This window comes from Parabacteroides sp. AM08-6 (assembly GCF_003473295.1).
Taxonomy (GTDB): Bacteria; Bacteroidota; Bacteroidia; order Bacteroidales; family Tannerellaceae; genus Parabacteroides.
In genome coordinates, this window is sequence record NZ_QRMP01000001.1 from 317,295 (window position 1) to 330,360 (window position 13,066).

9 protein-coding genes and 1 riboswitch are annotated in these 13,066 nt (G+C 38.8%); of the genes, 7 read left to right on the top strand and 2 right to left on the bottom strand.

The window, feature by feature from the left end:
• Positions 1-44: 44 nt before the first annotated feature.
• Both DW103_RS01235 and DW103_RS01240 read left to right on the top strand, forming a co-directional pair.
• Positions 45-1,043, top strand: a complete 999-nt coding sequence (locus tag DW103_RS01235) for a 2-hydroxyacid dehydrogenase (protein ID WP_122273842.1) — start codon at positions 45-47, stop codon at positions 1,041-1,043.
• Positions 1,044-1,129: 86 nt separating this feature from the next.
• Positions 1,130-1,966, top strand: coding sequence for a patatin family protein (locus DW103_RS01240; RefSeq protein WP_122273958.1), 837 nt, complete (start codon positions 1,130-1,132; stop codon positions 1,964-1,966).
• Positions 1,967-2,288: 322 nt separating this feature from the next.
• Here DW103_RS01240 and DW103_RS01245 read toward each other — a convergent pair whose 3' ends face one another.
• Positions 2,289-3,509 (bottom strand): tetratricopeptide repeat protein, encoded by a 1,221-nt coding sequence (locus tag DW103_RS01245; RefSeq protein ID WP_122273843.1) that lies wholly within the window; start codon positions 3,507-3,509, stop codon positions 2,289-2,291.
• A 44-nt stretch (positions 3,510-3,553) separates the two neighbouring features.
• Positions 3,554-6,163 (bottom strand): DNA gyrase subunit A, encoded by a 2,610-nt coding sequence (gene gyrA, locus DW103_RS01250; RefSeq protein WP_122273844.1) that lies wholly within the window; start codon positions 6,161-6,163, stop codon positions 3,554-3,556.
• A 203-nt stretch (positions 6,164-6,366) separates the two neighbouring features.
• On the opposite strand from gyrA, the gene DW103_RS01255 reads away from it, so the two are divergent.
• From DW103_RS01255 to thiC, 5 genes are all read left to right on the top strand, one after another.
• The gene (locus DW103_RS01255; protein WP_122273845.1) at positions 6,367-8,937 is read left to right on the top strand and encodes an ATP-dependent Clp protease ATP-binding subunit; all 2,571 of its coding nucleotides are present in this window, start codon (positions 6,367-6,369) and stop codon (positions 8,935-8,937) included.
• A 136-nt stretch (positions 8,938-9,073) separates the two neighbouring features.
• A riboswitch (TPP riboswitch) is annotated at positions 9,074-9,172 on the top strand.
• Positions 9,173-9,192: 20 nt separating this feature from the next.
• Positions 9,193-10,032 carry a bifunctional hydroxymethylpyrimidine kinase/phosphomethylpyrimidine kinase gene (gene thiD, locus DW103_RS01260; RefSeq protein ID WP_122273846.1) on the top strand — a complete coding sequence of 280 codons (840 nt, stop codon included), beginning with the start codon at positions 9,193-9,195 and terminating at the stop codon, positions 10,030-10,032.
• The gene (locus DW103_RS01265) at positions 10,029-10,616 is read left to right on the top strand and encodes a thiamine phosphate synthase (RefSeq protein ID WP_122273847.1); all 588 of its coding nucleotides are present in this window, start codon (positions 10,029-10,031) and stop codon (positions 10,614-10,616) included. The genes thiD and DW103_RS01265 overlap by 4 nt, the downstream gene beginning before the upstream one ends.
• The gene (locus DW103_RS01270) at positions 10,613-11,332 is read left to right on the top strand and encodes a thiamine phosphate synthase (RefSeq protein WP_122273848.1); all 720 of its coding nucleotides are present in this window, start codon (positions 10,613-10,615) and stop codon (positions 11,330-11,332) included. Before DW103_RS01265 ends, DW103_RS01270 begins: the two co-directional genes overlap by 4 nt.
• 6 nt (positions 11,333-11,338) lie before the next feature.
• On the top strand, positions 11,339-13,042 hold the full coding sequence (thiC, locus tag DW103_RS01275; protein ID WP_122273849.1) for a phosphomethylpyrimidine synthase ThiC: 1,704 nt from the start codon (positions 11,339-11,341) through the stop codon (positions 13,040-13,042).
• The last annotated feature ends 24 nt before the right edge of the window (positions 13,043-13,066 follow it).

Here is a 13,066-nt window from a genome sequence, read left to right on the forward strand (position 1 = left end):
CAACATTTATCTGGCTTTGATTGTTAAATATAAAAGCAGATAATATGGCATACAAAATTGCATTTTTTGGAGCTAAACCTTATGATATAGCTTCATTTGACAAGGTTAATGAAAAGTACAATTACGATATCCGTTACTACAAGGGACATCTTAATCCTAATAATGTAGTACTGACGCAAGATGCGGATGCTGTTTGCATTTTTGTAAATGATAATGCCGATGCGCGGGTTATCAATGCAATGGTGGACAATGGTGTTAAACTTCTGGCACTTCGTTGTGCAGGTTTCAATAATGTAGATTTAGTTGCGGCAAAAGGGAAACTTCCCGTAGTACGTGTTCCGGCTTATTCGCCTTATGCAGTGGCCGAGTATTCGTTAGCTTTGATGCTTTCCCTCAACCGTAAGATACATCGGGCTTACTGGCGTACTCGTGATGGCAATTTCTCTTTAAATGGCCTGATGGGGTTTGATATGCACGGCAAGACAATCGGTATTATCGGTACCGGCAAGATTGCCAGAATACTTATCCGGATACTAAAAGGTTTCGGCATGCATATTCTGGCTTACGACCTTTATCCGGACGAGAAGTTTGCCAATGAAGAGGGCATTTCTTATACATCACTCGACGAATTATACAGACAATCGGACATCTTGTCCCTGCACTGTCCGCTGACCGACCAGACACGTTACATGATAAACAAAGATTCCATTGCAAAGATGAAGAACGGTGTTATGATAATAAATACTGGTCGCGGCCAATTAATCAATACCAACGACCTGATTGAAGGTCTGAAGGAAAAGAAAATATCAGCCGCCGGTCTGGATGTTTACGAAGAGGAGGGCGAATACTTTTATGAAGACAAGTCCGATAAAATAATAGATGATGATGTATTGGCTCGTCTACTCTCTTTCAACAATGTGATAGTCACTTCCCATCAAGCTTTTTTCACAAAAGAGGCTCTATATAATATTGCGGAAACTACCTTACAGAACATTGAAGATTTCCGCAAACATCGTCCGTTAGTGAACGAAGTTATTCTATAAACAGACTATGTTTATATCGCTGATTTATTATATTTTTGTGGCCATTGTCCGGTGTGAGCCAGGCAATGGCTAAATTTTTATGCGATATGAAGATAGATAATCATACAGGTTTAGTTTTGGAAGGTGGAGGCATGAGAGCCATATTTACAGTAGGAGTACTGGATTGTTTTATGGATAATAACCTCTGGTTTCCTTATACGATAGGTGTTTCTGCCGGGGCAAGCAACGGTATTTCGTATGCTTCTCACCAAAGAGGTCGTTCGCGTTATAGTAATATCGATTTATTAAAAGAATACAACTATATAGGCTTGCGCCATTTTCTCCGTGGACGTGGCTATATCGATATGAAGTTTCTGTTTTATATTTATCCTGAAAAATATAAGCCGCTTGATTATGAAACTTACTTTCAGTCACCTGAGCGTTTTGTGATGGTCACAAGTAACTGCCTGACCGGAAAAGCTGAGTATTATGAAGAAAAAAAGGATCCGAAACGTTTGGTTGACATTTGTTGTGCTTCCTGCTCATTGCCGATTCTTTGTCCTGTAGCTTATGTGGACGGTATTCCGATGGTGGACGGCGGTGTATGCGATGCAATTCCTATTCAACGGGCAATAGACGATGGCTATCCCAAAAATGTGATTATCCTGACTCGAAATAAAGGTTACCGGAAAAAAGAAAAGGATTTCTGGTTGCCTAGCTTTATTTATCGTAAATATCCTGCCATACGCGAACAACTTAAATTGCGTTACCGACGCTATAACGAAGTGTTGAATTACATCGACGAACTTGAAGCAAAAGGAAACGCGCTCGTTATCCGTCCGGAAAAGCCAATGGAGGTTGGACGTACCGAAAGTAATCAGGAAAAGTTGACAGCTTTATATGAAGAGGGTTATGAAATAGGAAAACGTTTCCTTTCTAAATAAAAAAAACTTTAGGTTTGACATTTAGCATAGTATATTCCTTTCGTTCAACGTTCGAGAAACACAAAAAATACGTTCGATGCTTTTTCGTTCAACGTTCGTATTTTTTGCGTTCAGCGAACGTGAAACGGAAGAAGCATAATGAGCTTTGACCTTTAGAACTCTATGGTTACGGTTTCGAATAAGTTACGTGTAAACTTTTTTTATAATTACGATTATGTTTAATAAGTAAAGTTGAAAAATTTCTAACAATCTTATTGATTACAATAAAAAAAGAGAATGTTCTGTTTTGAACATTCTCTTTTTTATCAGATTTTGTATTTACTTATTCATTCATCTGAGCTTCGATAGCTTCTAATTCTGGTCCCATGTTCAGATTGTAATAGATACCTCTTAAAGCAATCATATACTCTTTCTCATCCGGTTTAGCCTGATGAGCTTTTTCATAAAATGGTAGAGCCTGTTTAAAGAAATCTTTTGCTTTATTTAATTCTTCCTGATACTTTTTACTATCATTAATCATATTGGCTTCACTTTGCTTATCAACACCTTGGTTAAAATAAATACGTCCCAAGTTCGATAAAGCTTCTACCGAGTTTGCATCAATCTCAAATGCTTTTTTGTAATTTTCTTCTGCTTTCGCATAATCTTTGAAACCTCTTTCATATACATGGCCTAAAACATTGTAAAGATTGACATTGTTCGGATCTTTCTGAATAGCTATATGCAAATATTCAAGTGCTTCTTTATTTCTGTTAGAATAAATATAAGTATTTATCAGTTTCATTATATAATATGGCTCTTCCGGAAACTTAACCATACCTTCTTCCAGAATCTTTTCAAGACTGACAGTATCTTGCGCTTGTTCATATTCATAGCAAAGATACTGATAAATGTCATTTTGTTTGTATTCTGAATTTTTAGCTCGTTCCAAAGCTGCAATGGTTATTTTAGGATCACCCAACTGAGTTGCAGAAATAGCAGCATAATACTGAACCATCATGTATGTCGAATCCTTTGTTGCAGTTGGAGTCCCTTCAAACATCGGTAGCTCCGCTACTTCAATGTACTGATTAAATAAATCGTATGCTTTCTTATAATCTTTCTGTTCAAAATAATAAGCAGCACCATTAAACATATCTACATGATTTGTACCTAAAATTCCCTTGATATCTTTTGAATATTTAGGTTTAATCTTTCCTTTTTCATTCGGCTTTTGATCCAAATCGTATGCAGTTTTGAAATAAGGAAGAACAGCACCCACGGCTTGATACATAACAGCTTCATTTGGTTGTTGTCCTAAGACTAATTTTGTTTTTTCAGCATTGAACTGCTGGTCTTCAATAAATCCTGCTACAAACCATGTTTTAGCGTCGTTTTTTGTTTCCGGATTTTCCAAAGCCCCTTTTATCAAGGTTCTGGCTTCTCCGAAATCAGCGTTAGTGCTCTTAGCGATACTTAGAGCCTCATTTACTGCTTTTTTCTGTGCAAAAGAGGCAGATGATGCTGCAACACATAATGCAACTGTCAATAATACTCGTTTCATTGTGATAGTGATTTGAGATTAATATTATTTCTATTTGTTTAAAATTATTCTTCTGTTGTATCATCGATATTGTCAGTATTTTCACTGTCAGTATCGTCAGACACATCATTTAAATCAGTATTTTCACTTACGAAATGTTCATTTGCTGTCTTTTCTTCCAAAGCTTCACGTTCTGCTTTTTCTTTAGCAATTTCTTCTTCTGTCTGTGACAAGACTTTACATATAGAAGCAATTTCATCATTACGCTTTTCAAGATTTATCAAACGCACCCCTTGGGTTGCACGTCCGATTACATTCAAATCAGAGACTTTCATACGGATTGTAATACCTGATTTGTTGATAATCATGATATCATTTTCTTCCGTAACATTTTTGATTGTCACTAATTTACCTGTTTTCTCCGTAATGTTTATAGTCTTCACACCTTTTCCACCACGGTTGGTAATTCGATAATCATCAATGTTGGATCGCTTACCATAGCCCTGTTCCGATACAACCAGGACTGTTTCTTTTTCTTTGTTTTTAATGCAAACCATTCCAACCACTTCGTCACTCGGATCATCGTCAAGTGTCATACCTCTCACACCTGAAGCAGTACGTCCCATTACACGCACAGCACTTTCATGGAAACGAATAGCTCGACCGTTTCGATTTGCAATCAAGACCTCATTATTACCATTTGTCATACAAACCTCTATCAGACCATCATCCTCACGCAATGTAATGGCATTAACACCATTCTGACGAGGACGAGAATATGCTTCTAATAATGTTTTCTTTATGACACCTTTCTTTGTACAGAACAACAAATAATGAGAATTGATAAATTCTGTATCTGTAGTCAATTTCTTAACACGAATGAATGCATTCACTTTGTCGTCAGGTTCAATATTCAGCAAATTCTGAATAGCTCTACCTTTTGAATTCTTCGCACCTTCCGGTATTTCGAAAACTTTCAGCCAATAACATTTACCTTTTGCCGTGAAAATCAACAAAGTTGCGTGCATGGAAGCAGGATAAATATATTCAACAAAGTCTTCATCACGGGTTTCAGAGCCTTTAGCTCCTACTCCGCCACGTCCTTGTGCCCGGAATTCGCTAAGTGGTGTACGTTTGATATATCCCATATGCGAAATGGTTATAATCATCTCATCATCCGCATAGAAATCTTCAGGATTAAGTTCTTCGGAAGCATAAACAATGTCTGTTTTACGTCCGTCACCATACTTATCTTTGATTTCTTGCAATTCATCTTTGATGACCTTCATACAAAGGTCGTCATTTTCCAGAATTTCTTTCAAATATGCGATTAATTTTTCAATTTCTTCATATTCCGCACGTAATTTATCTTGTTCAAGGCCTGTCAACTGTCGAAGTCTCATTTCGACAATGGCGCGAGCCTGTACATCGGACAATGAAAAACGTTCAATCAAACGCTCAATAGCTTCACCAGGGCTCTTGGATGATTTAATTATAGCAATTACTTCGTCAATATTATCAGAAGCAATAATCAAGCCTTCTAAAATATGTGCTCTCTCCTCTGCTTTACGCAAATCGAACTTCGTACGACGAATAACGACTTCATGGCGGTGTTCCACGAATGCCTTTATCATATCTCTCAGGTTTAACTGGCGTGGGCGTCCATTTACCAAAGCGATATTATTGACACTGAAAGAAGACTGCAATGCTGTCATCTTATACAGTTTATTCAAAACAACACTTGAATTGGCATCACGTTTTATATCAACAACAATACGCATACCGCTACGGTCCGACTCGTCATTGACATTGGAAATACCATCAATACGCTTTTCATTTACCAAATCGGCAATGTATTTAATCAGTTCAGCCTTATTTACCAAATATGGTATTTCCGTAATGATGATTTTTTCATGATTACCTTCCGTTTCAATTTCAGCTTTACCACGGAGAATGATACGTCCTCTACCTGTTTCAAAAGCATCTTTAACACCTGCATAACCATAGATAGTAGCACCTGTCGGAAAGTCAGGCGCTTTGATATATTGCATCAGGCCTTCCACATCAATGTCGCCACGGGCATCAATATAAGCCATACAACCGTCTAACACTTCGCTTAAATTATGTGTCGGCATATTAGTAGCCATACCAACAGCAATACCTGAAGCACCGTTCACCAGCAAGTTAGGAATACGGGTAGGTAATACAGTCGGTTCCTTCAATGTGTCATCAAAGTTCAACTGAAAATCTACCGTATCTTTATCAATATCCCTAAGCATTTCTTCGGCTAGTTTGCTTAATCTAGCCTCAGTATAACGCATGGCGGCAGGGCTGTCACCGTCTACGGAACCGAAGTTTCCCTGACCGTCCACCAACGGATAGCGCATAGACCAGGTCTGTGCCATACGAACCATTGCGAAATAGACTGAAGAGTCACCATGTGGATGATATTTACCTAAAACTTCACCAACAATTCTCGCAGATTTCTTATAAGGTTTGTCGGATGTATTTCCCAATTCATTCATTCCGAACAAAATACGACGATGAACCGGCTTAAAACCATCCCTAACATCTGGAAGGGCACGCGAAACAATTACAGACATTGAATAATCAATGTATGCCGACTTCATTTCCTCCTCGATGTTAATCTTAATAATTCTGTCTTGATCAACCATTTAGTTTTATATTTATTACACTCAAAATCTCACCTTTCAAAAAGTGCACTAAGGTAAGGCTTTTCCCCGTATCACGAAAGTTTTTGCCCTGAAAAATTATTCATTTTCCCTTTTACTCTTTTATTAAGGAATAATGGCATGGAATTTGTTAGAATATAAAGAGAGTTTATTATTTTTGCATTGTCACAGTACATTATTATAATATGAAAAATAACTATTCAAAGAGATTAATAGACGTTATCGAGTATAGTCGCGAAGAAGCAGCCAGACTCCAAAACAGTTATATCGGACCGGAACACTTAATGCTTGGAGTTATCCGTGAGGGAGACGGGAAGGCCGTGCAGGTTTTGCATGCTCTAAACGTTGACGACATGATGATTAAGAAAGTAATCGAGCAAGAAATCAGAAATACATTTGATGCAGAAGATATAGTTCAACACGATATAGCTATAAGTAAGACAACCGAACGCGTACTTCGTATGAGTATGTTGGAATCACGCCTGTTTAAGAAGGAAGAGACCGGAACGGAGCATCTCCTTTTAGCTATTCTGAAAGAGGAATTTAACGTTGCCGCCAAAGTATTGAATGAGGCAGGTGTAAGCTATCAAAAAGTATATAATTATCTGGTAAATGGAACAACCCTCAGCCGTCTGGATGATTTCAATGAGGAAGAAGAGATAAATGACGGATATACAGACGATGAGGAAGATGATGAAGATGATTTCAACGGACATAAAGAGACTCCCCGCTCCTCTTCCGGTGCTGCTCAACCGAAATCGCCTAATGATACACCGGTTTTAGATAATTTCGGAACAGATATGACACGTGCGGCTGCCGAAAACCGGTTGGATCCGATTGTTGGGCGTGAAAAAGAAATTGAGCGTCTGGCTCAGATTTTGAGTCGCCGTAAGAAAAACAATCCGGTTCTGATTGGTGAACCCGGTGTTGGTAAATCCGCAATCGTCGAAGGACTGGCCTTAAAAATTATTCAACGTAAAGTATCGCGTATTTTATTCGATAAACGCGTTATCAGTCTTGACATGGCCTCGATTGTAGCGGGTACAAAGTATCGGGGGCAGTTTGAAGAACGTATCAAAGCTATTTTGAACGAGTTATCCAGAAATCCGAACATAATCCTTTTCATTGATGAAATTCACACGATAGTTGGTGCGGGATCCGCTTCCGGTTCGATGGATGCCGCCAATATGCTGAAACCGGCTTTGGCTCGTGGTGAGATACAATGTATAGGTGCTACTACTCTGGACGAATATCGTAAGAATATAGAGAAAGACGGAGCATTGGAGCGTCGTTTCCAGAAAGTTATTGTCGACCCGACAACAGCAGAGGAAACATTGCAAATATTGCAGAATATCAAGGCTCGTTATGAAGAACATCATAACGTGATTTACACCCCCGAAGCATTATTGGCTTGTGTCAAATTGACAGAACGTTATATTAGTGACCGTAACTTCCCGGATAAGGCAATCGATGCATTAGACGAGGCAGGCTCTCGCGTACATATATCTAATATTACAGTTCCTAAAAGTATTGAAGAACTGGAAGCGAAGATTGAAGCAACGAAAACGGAAAAAATAGCAGCTGTAAAATCCCAAAATTTTGAGTTAGCAGCCAGTTTCCGCGATAAAGAGCGTCAATATCTATTACAACTGGAAGCTGCCAAGTCCAAATGGGAACAAGAATTGCAAGAACATCGTGAAACGGTGGATGAAGATAAAGTTGCAGAAGTTGTTGCAATGATGTCTGGAGTCCCGGTTCAACGTATTGCGAAAGCGGAAAACCTGAAATTACTTGAGATGGCGGAAAATCTGAAAAAGAAAGTTGTTGGCCAGGATGACGCCGTACAGAAAATAGTGAAAGCGATTCAGCGTAACCGCGTCGGGTTAAAAGACCCGAATAAACCTATCGGAACATTCATGTTTCTCGGGCCGACAGGTGTGGGAAAGACTCATTTAGCTAAGAAATTAGCCGAATATCTGTTTGATTCGACAGATGCTTTGGTTCGTATCGACATGAGTGAATATCTTGAGAAATTCGCAGTTTCCCGATTGATAGGCGCACCTCCCGGATATGTAGGTTACGAAGAAGGCGGTCAGTTAACAGAAAAGGTACGTCGTAAACCATATTCTGTCGTATTATTGGACGAGATAGAAAAAGCTCATCCGGATGTATTTAATTTGCTGCTTCAGGTATTAGATGAAGGACGACTGACAGATAGCTTGGGCAGACAGATTGATTTTAAGAATACAATTTTGATTATGACATCCAATATCGGTACACGCCAGTTGAAAGATTTTGGACGTGGTGTCGGTTTCAGTTCACAAACGGCCGGTGAGCCAGATAAAGATTTTTCACGTAGCGTCATACAAAAAGCACTGAATAAGGCTTTTGCTCCTGAATTTTTAAATAGAGTAGACGACATTATCATGTTTGATCAGCTGGATAAGGAAGCCATTCATAAAATTATCGATATTGAATTACAAGGACTTTATGCGCGTGTGGGTAGTTTGGGATATTCATTAGAACTGACAGATGCTGCCAAAGATTTCATCGCGACCAAAGGGTATGATGTACAGTTTGGTGCTCGTCCGTTGAAGCGTGCTATCCAGAAATATCTGGAAGACGAAATGGCAGAAATGATTATCCGTGCATCCGTAGGCGAAGGAGATACGATTATTGTAGACTTTAACAAAGATAAACAAGAAATTGTCACAAGTGTAAAACAAAGCAATTCTCCGGAAGTTCCTCAGGAATAATTATTTTGCACAAACACAAAAAGAAAAATCCGGACATAACGAACTCATCATTCGTTGGTCCGGTTTTTTTTATATCAAATCCACTCTTAAATTTAACATTTCTCTTTTGCTTTCTCTTTACAAACTTCCTACCTTTGCCCATTGAAAGGGGTGCCATACTGTGTACGGGCTGAGATTATACCCTGTGAACCTGATACGGGTAATGCCGTCGTAGGAAAAACAGAAAAGGCTTTGTCCCTCCTTTTATAATGTGATATGAAAATAAACACAACATTCCGTTATCCCACAGCACTTACCATTGCCGGTTCCGACAGTGGAGGTGGTGCAGGAATACAAGCTGATATTAAAACATTTTCAGCATTGGGAGTATACGGAACTTCTGTCATTACATCCGTTACAGCACAGAATACTTTGGGAGTTCGAGGTATTCAAGCAATTGCTCCGGAAATCGTTAAAGGTCAAATTGATGCAGTATTTGAGGATATAAAAATAGATGCTATTAAAATAGGAATGCTTCATAATCGGGAAACGGCTTATATAGTCGTCGATGCCATTGACAAATTTGCGTTGACGAATATTGTGCTGGATCCAGTTATGATATCGACCAGTGGTAGTAAATTGATTGAAGACGAAACAATAGAAGTAATTGTTGGCGAATTATTTAAACGAGTAACACTTATCACTCCAAATATAGACGAAGCAATTTCCCTTTCCGGCATAAACATCAGTAATGAACAAGATATGGAAAAAGCCGGTCGAAAACTTCTCGATATGGGATGCCGAGCTGTTTTGATAAAAGGCGGTCATTTGCTAAAGGATGAAATGGCAGATATCTTTCTTATTCGGGGTCAAAAGCCATTGCGTTTGACCACAAAAACTATCCAAACTCAAAATTCACATGGAACAGGCTGTACTCTTTCTTCTGCTATTGCCGCATACCTGGCGCAAGGAAAGGAATTAGAGGAAGCTGTCAGTCTGTCAAAAACATACATAACAGAAGCCATTCGTTCCGGAGCTAATGTAATAACAGGTCACGGACATGGTCCGTTGAATCACTTCTTCTCCCCCAGCCCTCTAACGTTAATAAAAATATGAAGCGACTAATAGCGATAACTGTTCCATATTTCTTTCCACAGGAAGGAGACATTTTGTCCACCCTATTCGAAGAAGGATTGGAATGTCTTCATATACGTAAGCCACAAAGCTGCCCGGAAGAAATAAAAAAACTGTTAGATACGATACCGTATATATATCATTCCCGCATCAAATTACATGATTGTTTCGAATTAGTAAATGAATATCCGGTAGGCGGTATTCATCTGAATAGTAGAAATAACTCTATTTCAACAAGTTTTAAGGGAAGTCTTAGCCGCTCCTGCCATTCACTACAGGAAGTTGAAAATTGCAACAAATACGATTATGTATTTCTCAGTCCTATTTTTCGGAGTATATCCAAAGAAGGATATGGAGGTGGGTTCTCAATAAAACAATTGGAAGAAGCTTCGGCAAAGGGCATTATTAATGAAAAGGTAATTGCTTTAGGAGGTATGGATAAAAAAAGCATTCCATTGATTAAACATTTGAATTTTGGTGGAATAGCCGTTTTAGGTGCTTTATGGGGAAAAGAACCGGAGAAAAAGGACTTAGTTATCAAACAATATAAAGAATTACAAGTATGAGAAATACATTCGATAAATATTTAGAATATAATTACGGGACAAAACGCTATTGTAGTTTTACAGATAGTGTCCCATTGATGTTCATTACTCACCGGACTCCTCAATATACCGAGCTGGACGAAGTAAAAATGGTCCTTGAAGGAGGTTGTACCTGGATACAGCTGAGAATGAAGGATAATTTGAATATCATAACAGCCAAAGAAGTTGTAAGTTACATGGCAAAATATTATTTCAACGAAGCAATTTGTTGTATCGATGATAATCTGGAAATAGCGATGGCATCTAATGCGGATGCTATTCATCTTGGAAAAAACGACACTCCCGTTTCTGAAGCTTGGAAAATATTAATTGAACATAAGCGGGAAGATCTCTTTTTTGTAGGAGCAACAGCTAACACATTCGAAGATATTATGCATGCCGACAAAGAAGGAGCCTCATATGTCGGACTGGGACCATATCGGTTTACTGAAACAAAAAAGAATCTGAGCCCTGTGCTCGGTCTGGAAGGTTATCATAAAATCATGCAACAATACCGAGATGCCGGACTTGATATTCCAGTATTTGCCATCGGCGGTATTAATCTTAAAGATGTACGGCCATTGATGGAAACAGGTATCACAGGAATAGCTGTTTCAGGAGCAATTATCAACGCTAATGACCCGGTGAAGGAAACACAACACTTTGTTGAAGCAGTAAACAAATATAAAACAAAATAAAGAAATATGGCAAACAAAAAGAGCATGCGCATTACGTATCCTTCGTCTGAGAAAATTTATATTCCGGGGGAAATCAATAAAATCAAAGTAGGAATGCGTAAAATTAAACTTTTAGATACCGTAACTATTGACGAAAACGGAAAAAAAGTTTTTAAGAAGAACAATTCTGTCATTGTTTACGATACCAGTGGCCCTTTTTCGGACCCTAAGATATCGATTGATATTAATACAGGTTTGCCCCGTTTACGTGAAGAATGGTATGGACGCCGTAAAGATTTGATACAATTATCGGAACTCTCATCCGAATATGGTCGTCAACGCCTGGTTGATTCGAAACTGGACACTATCCGTTTCCCTTTACGACATCTCCCCTATAGAGCAAAGGAAGGTAAGAATATAACACAGATGTATTATGCCAAGCGGCGTATTATCACACCGGAAATGGAATATGTGGCTATTCGTGAAAATCAACAAATTGAAGCATTGGGACTGAAGTCATATATCACTCCCGAATTTGTACGAAAAGAGATTGCAGCCGGACGTGCAATTATACCTGCGAATATCAATCATCCGGAAGCAGAACCCATGATTATTGGGAAAAAGTTCCTTGTGAAAATTAATACGAATATCGGAAATTCAGCTCTATCTTCCGGTATTAGCGAAGAAATTGAAAAAGCTGTCTGGAGCTGTAAATGGGGTGGTGACACATTGATGGACCTTTCTACTGGTGAGAATATCCACGAAACACGTGAATGGATTATACGCAATTGTCCTGTTCCAATGGGAACAGTTCCTATTTATCAGGCATTGGAAAAAGTAAACGGGAGAATCGAAGATTTGAATTGGGAAATCTATCGTGATACACTAATTGAGCAAGCTGAACAAGGTGTCGATTATTTTACTATTCATGCTGCATTGCTGAAAAAACATATTGATTTGACACTGACACGTTTATCAGGCATCGTTTCACGTGGTGGTTCCATTATGGCTAAATGGATGCAAATACATAATGAAGAGAACTTTCTCTATACACATTTTGCTGAAATCTGCGAAATACTAAAAGCTTATGATATTGCTGTTTCGATAGGAGACGGACTCCGTCCCGGCTCTATTTATGATGCCAACGATGCAGCTCAATTTGCCGAATTACACGTAATGGGAGAGCTAACTAATATAGCTTGGGAACAATTTGTGCAAGTTATTATAGAAGGGCCAGGACATGTCCCCATGAATAAAATACATGAAAATATGAAAGAGCAACAATATGCCTGCCACAATGCTCCTTTCTATACTTTAGGTCCGTTAACAACAGACGTGGCTCCTGGATACGACCATATCACTTCAGCTATCGGAGGTGCACAGATTGCCTGGTATGGTACTGCCATGATTTGTTATGTAACCCCCAAAGAACATCTCGGACTACCCAACAAAGAGGATGTTCGTACAGGAGTTATTGCTTATAAAATTGCCGCTCATGCTGCCGATTTGGCAAAAGGACATCCTGGTGCACAAGTTCGGGACAACGCATTAAGTAAAGCTCGTTTTGAATTCCGTTGGAAAGATCAATTTAATCTGTCACTCGACCCGGAACGTGCTTTACAATATTATAAAGAAAGCGCAGTAACTGATGGTGAGTATTGTACGATGTGTGGCCCGAACTTCTGCGCAATGCGTCTTAGCAAGGATTTGCATAAAGAATGTAAAGAATAATTATGTATATTTGTCCACAAACAA

Coding starts and splice junctions, on each gene's coding strand:
- DW103_RS01235 (WP_122273842.1), top strand. CDS start 45: ATGGCATACAAAATTGCATTTTTTGGAGCTAAACCTTATGATATAGCT.
- DW103_RS01240 (WP_122273958.1), top strand. CDS start 1,130: ATGAAGATAGATAATCATACAGGTTTAGTTTTGGAAGGTGGAGGCATG.
- DW103_RS01245 (WP_122273843.1), bottom strand. CDS start 3,509: ATGAAACGAGTATTATTGACAGTTGCATTATGTGTTGCAGCATCATCT.
- gyrA (WP_122273844.1), bottom strand. CDS start 6,163: ATGGTTGATCAAGACAGAATTATTAAGATTAACATCGAGGAGGAAATG.
- DW103_RS01255 (WP_122273845.1), top strand. CDS start 6,367: ATGAAAAATAACTATTCAAAGAGATTAATAGACGTTATCGAGTATAGT.
- thiD (WP_122273846.1), top strand. CDS start 9,193: ATGAAAATAAACACAACATTCCGTTATCCCACAGCACTTACCATTGCC.
- DW103_RS01265 (WP_122273847.1), top strand. CDS start 10,029: ATGAAGCGACTAATAGCGATAACTGTTCCATATTTCTTTCCACAGGAA.
- DW103_RS01270 (WP_122273848.1), top strand. CDS start 10,613: ATGAGAAATACATTCGATAAATATTTAGAATATAATTACGGGACAAAA.
- thiC (WP_122273849.1), top strand. CDS start 11,339: ATGGCAAACAAAAAGAGCATGCGCATTACGTATCCTTCGTCTGAGAAA.